The sequence below is a fragment of the Candidatus Cyanaurora vandensis genome, from assembly GCF_013285555.1.
Lineage (GTDB): Bacteria > Cyanobacteriota > Cyanobacteriia > Gloeobacterales > Anthocerotibacteraceae > Cyanaurora > Cyanaurora vandensis.
This window is the reverse complement of sequence record NZ_JAAXLT010000159.1, coordinates 1-3,178: the sequence shown is the minus strand read 5'-3', so window position 1 is coordinate 3,178 and position 3,178 is coordinate 1. Positions and strand designations below refer to the sequence as shown.

Annotated in this window: 6 protein-coding genes; all 6 read left to right on the top strand. The window is 56.7% G+C overall.

Annotated elements, in window-relative coordinates; genetic code table 11:
* Positions 1 to 120 precede the first annotated feature (120 nt).
* Positions 121 to 381 carry a cytochrome b559 subunit alpha gene (gene psbE / locus HFM78_RS11095; protein WP_287129513.1) on the top strand — a complete coding sequence of 87 codons (261 nt, stop codon included), beginning with the start codon at positions 121 to 123 and terminating at the stop codon, positions 379 to 381.
* Positions 382 to 401: 20 nt separating this feature from the next.
* A complete protein-coding gene (gene psbF / locus HFM78_RS11090; RefSeq protein ID WP_287129512.1) occupies positions 402 to 557 on the top strand; it encodes a cytochrome b559 subunit beta in 156 nt (51 codons plus the stop codon).
* 7 nt (positions 558 to 564) lie between these two features.
* Positions 565 to 711, top strand: coding sequence for a photosystem II reaction center protein L (psbL, locus tag HFM78_RS11085; RefSeq protein ID WP_287129511.1), 147 nt, complete (start codon positions 565 to 567; stop codon positions 709 to 711).
* A 26-nt stretch (positions 712 to 737) separates the two neighbouring features.
* Positions 738 to 851 carry a photosystem II reaction center protein J gene (locus tag HFM78_RS11080; RefSeq protein ID WP_287129510.1) on the top strand — a complete coding sequence of 38 codons (114 nt, stop codon included), beginning with the start codon at positions 738 to 740 and terminating at the stop codon, positions 849 to 851.
* 94 nt (positions 852 to 945) lie between these two features.
* Positions 946 to 1,443, top strand: coding sequence for an FHA domain-containing protein (locus tag HFM78_RS11075; protein WP_287129509.1), 498 nt, complete (start codon positions 946 to 948; stop codon positions 1,441 to 1,443).
* Entirely contained in the window at positions 1,433 to 3,025 is a 1,593-nt protein-coding gene (locus tag HFM78_RS11070) for a protein phosphatase 2C domain-containing protein (RefSeq protein WP_287129508.1), read from the top strand. Before HFM78_RS11075 ends, HFM78_RS11070 begins: the two co-directional genes overlap by 11 nt.
* Positions 3,026 to 3,178 lie beyond the last annotated feature (153 nt).

Genomic DNA, 3,178 nt, shown 5'->3' with positions numbered 1-3,178 from the left:
GGCTGGGGGGTTGGGGGCCTCTTGTAAACTAATGCAAAGATTTTTTCTCATCTGTCTTAACGATCCGTAGTATCGGTGGTAAAATGTGGTATCACAGCAGTCAGGCCGAGGTATCCCGTCATGTCCCGTACCACCGGTGAACGTCCTTTCACAGATATCATCACCAGTACCCGTTACTGGCTGATCCACATTCCTGCCCTCTTGCTACTCTTTAGCAGTGGTTTCTTGTTTGTCAGCACCGGGCTTGCTTATGATGCCTTCGGTACACCGCGCCCTAACGAATATTACAAAGAAGATGGGGTCAAAAAACCTCTCGTCACTGACCGCTATACAAGCAAAGAACAACTCGACCAGTCCACCAAACCCGCCCCCACACCCTAATCCTGTCCTAGGAGGTACACATGTCTACGTCCACATCCAGCAATCGCCCTAACCGCTCCGTTCAGCCCGTCTCCTACCCGATTTTCACCGTCCGTTGGTTGGCAGTACACGCCCTGGCTGTACCGACCGTGTTCTTCTTTGGTGCCTTGGTTGCCATGCAGTTCATCCAAAAGTAGGTTTGTCATGACTAATCCGAACCAGCGTCCGCCCGACCGTTACAACTCGGTTCCCTCGCGGCCCCGTGTCGAACTCAACCGCACCTCGCTCTTTTTGGGCCTGTTATTAGTTTTAGTAACTGCCCTGCTCTTTTCAAGTTACATTATTGGTTAATTTGGACGACACTTGGGAGGTTACTGATGCCGGACCGTCTTCCCCTATGGTTGGTCGGGACTTTCGCAGTCCTGGGTGTACTGACTGTGTTGGGCGTGTTTATTTGGGGCTCCTATGTGGGGCCTGGGGCTCCGGTCTAAGACTGCGGCGATTTTGACAAAAGGAGGGCTAGACCCTCTTTTTTTATGGGCTTGGGTAATCTGGGTACCCTGGATGGGAACTTGACTGGGGACCATGGTGATTACCTGCGGAGTCTGCACGACTGTCAACTCAAAAGATGTGGATTTTTGTGAGGGCTGCGGGGCAGAGTTAATTCAACCCCGCTCTGTACCGCCCGTCACCATCGAAATAGTGCCCCTACCTGCCCTAGCCCCGAACACTCTGCGGCTGGCGGTTAAGCGTCAGGGTAGTCTCACGGGGACCAAGTTTCTGTTGGGCGGGGAGCGATTGATCCTGGGTCGTTTCGATACAATCACGGGTCCCGTGGACATTGATTTGACGGGGCTACCGGGCTGTGAAACGGTTTCACGGCTCCATGCTGAACTCTTTTGTGACCAGGGTCATTGGTTCGTTAAAGATCTAGGGTCCACCAACGGTGTTTTTGTGAAACTGAGAACCGGGACTAGTTTTGGCTCCCGTCTGTCTGCGCCCTATCGTCTGGAACTAGGCGATGAACTAGCCCTCGGCAATGCCCGCTTAGTCCTAATTGAGGAGGGGCCTCGTGCAGACTGAACGCCTTGAGTCCGAAGCCAATCTGGAAGAAGACGTTTACCCCGTCACCCCGGCCCCCTTCGTCTTGACCCGCCAAGTGGGAGAGACTATCAGCGTCGAATCCTACCAGGGGATGATCATGGAGGTCTTGCCCCGCTCTCTTTACCAGCGTTACCGGGTACAACTCATGACGGGCGAGACCGTCCAGTTGTGGACGGGAGAACGGGCACGACTGAATGCCCAAGTGGATTTCTTGGGTCAACTGCCCCACCGGATGCTCCCGCAACGCTTGGCTTGGCAGGAAGTAGATGGCGAATTATCGCTCTTGCTGAGTGTGGTCGAGGGCTTTAGTTTGCAACAACAGCTAGAACAGGTGGGCTGGGTGGACCTGTTGGGGGATTACCTGCAACTAGTCCAGTTACTCAAAAAAATTCACCAAACTGGTTGGCAGGTCTTAGCTTTTCATCCCACCGAGGTGGTGGTGGGCCGCCCGGTGGTCCTAGAGGGCCTGTCCTACCTGACACCCTTGGGCACCGTGCCCCTGGTGGCGGTCTATCTTCCCGGTTATACCGCCCCGGAACTCGCGGCTGGGGGCGTGGTGACGGGACAGGAAGATATTTATACCCTGGGTGCTTTGTTCTATCGGTTGCTGACGGGTGAGGAGCCACCGGAGGGCGGGGTGGATTTCTTGAATGTACCCGCCGCGCTCCAAATACCAGGCGCGGTCCAGGTCCTTGGGCGGACCCTTGCTAGCCCCGACCAACGGTGTGATTTCGATGAACTGTTGCGCTTAGTCCGTCAACTGCGGGCGGGGCGGCAGCGGCAAGCCTTTACCTACCAAGTGGGGGCGGCAACAACCCAGGGTTTGAATATCCGCCGGACCCTCAATCAAGATAGTTGGGGTTATCGGGTCAGCAGTGCTGTGACCGATGAGGGCGCATCAGGAATTTTGGTGGCCTGTGTCGCTGATGGTATTGGCGGGATGCTCCAGGGTGAGGTGGCGAGTGCCTTGGCGACGGGACAGTTTGTCGGCGCGGCGGACCCCCCGGCCTTTGAGACCGTGGCAGAACAACAGGCGTGGACGGTGGACCGACTGATCCGGGCGAATCAAGTAGTCCATCAGCAATTGGGCGGGGCTGGGGGCTGCACCCTGACCGGGATCGTGTTGTGTGGAGCGCGGTTGACCCTGGCCCATCTCGGGGACAGTCGGGCCTATCGAGTAGGGACCGAGGGCTTGGTGCTGTTGAGTGAGGACCATTCCTTAGTCCGTTCGCTCATCAATCGTGGTTTGATTACCGAAACTGAGGCCCTGACGCACCCCCAGCGCAATCAACTCCTGCGTTCGGTGGGTGAGGTGCGGAATTTAGCGGCTGACGCCCTTGATACCCTCCCGGACTTAGTGTTGACCCCAGAAGAGGTCATTTTCTTATGTACCGATGGAGTCTGGGAATGTTTGGACCTCACCAGCATCCACGCCCTCATCTGGCAAAACCCCGACCTCCAGGGCTGCGCTAACGCCATCATTCAGCGCGTCTTGACCCTGGGTGCCCCAGACAATGCCACCATCGTGCTCGTCCGTTGTACGACGACACCGATTGCTTGAGGAGACTCCGCCGCTCTGAGCCGACTGCCCCGGCGCAAAGCCTCCAGACTCAGGCTGCAAAACTACCCCGGGCATAGGCCAAGTGACTTGACGATTAGCCTTGACACTCCCGACGGCTAAAGCCGGGGGATAGCTGGGCGGTACCGCCCAGCT

What these genes read in the sequence shown, in the direction of transcription:
- psbE (WP_287129513.1), top strand. Translation starts at nt 121, where the DNA reads ATGTCCCGTACCACCGGTGAACGTCCTTTCACAGATATCATCACCAGT.
- psbL (WP_287129511.1), top strand. Translation starts at nt 565, where the DNA reads ATGACTAATCCGAACCAGCGTCCGCCCGACCGTTACAACTCGGTTCCC.
- psbF (WP_287129512.1), top strand. Translation starts at nt 402, where the DNA reads ATGTCTACGTCCACATCCAGCAATCGCCCTAACCGCTCCGTTCAGCCC.
- HFM78_RS11080 (WP_287129510.1), top strand. Translation starts at nt 738, where the DNA reads ATGCCGGACCGTCTTCCCCTATGGTTGGTCGGGACTTTCGCAGTCCTG.
- HFM78_RS11075 (WP_287129509.1), top strand. Translation starts at nt 946, where the DNA reads ATGGTGATTACCTGCGGAGTCTGCACGACTGTCAACTCAAAAGATGTG.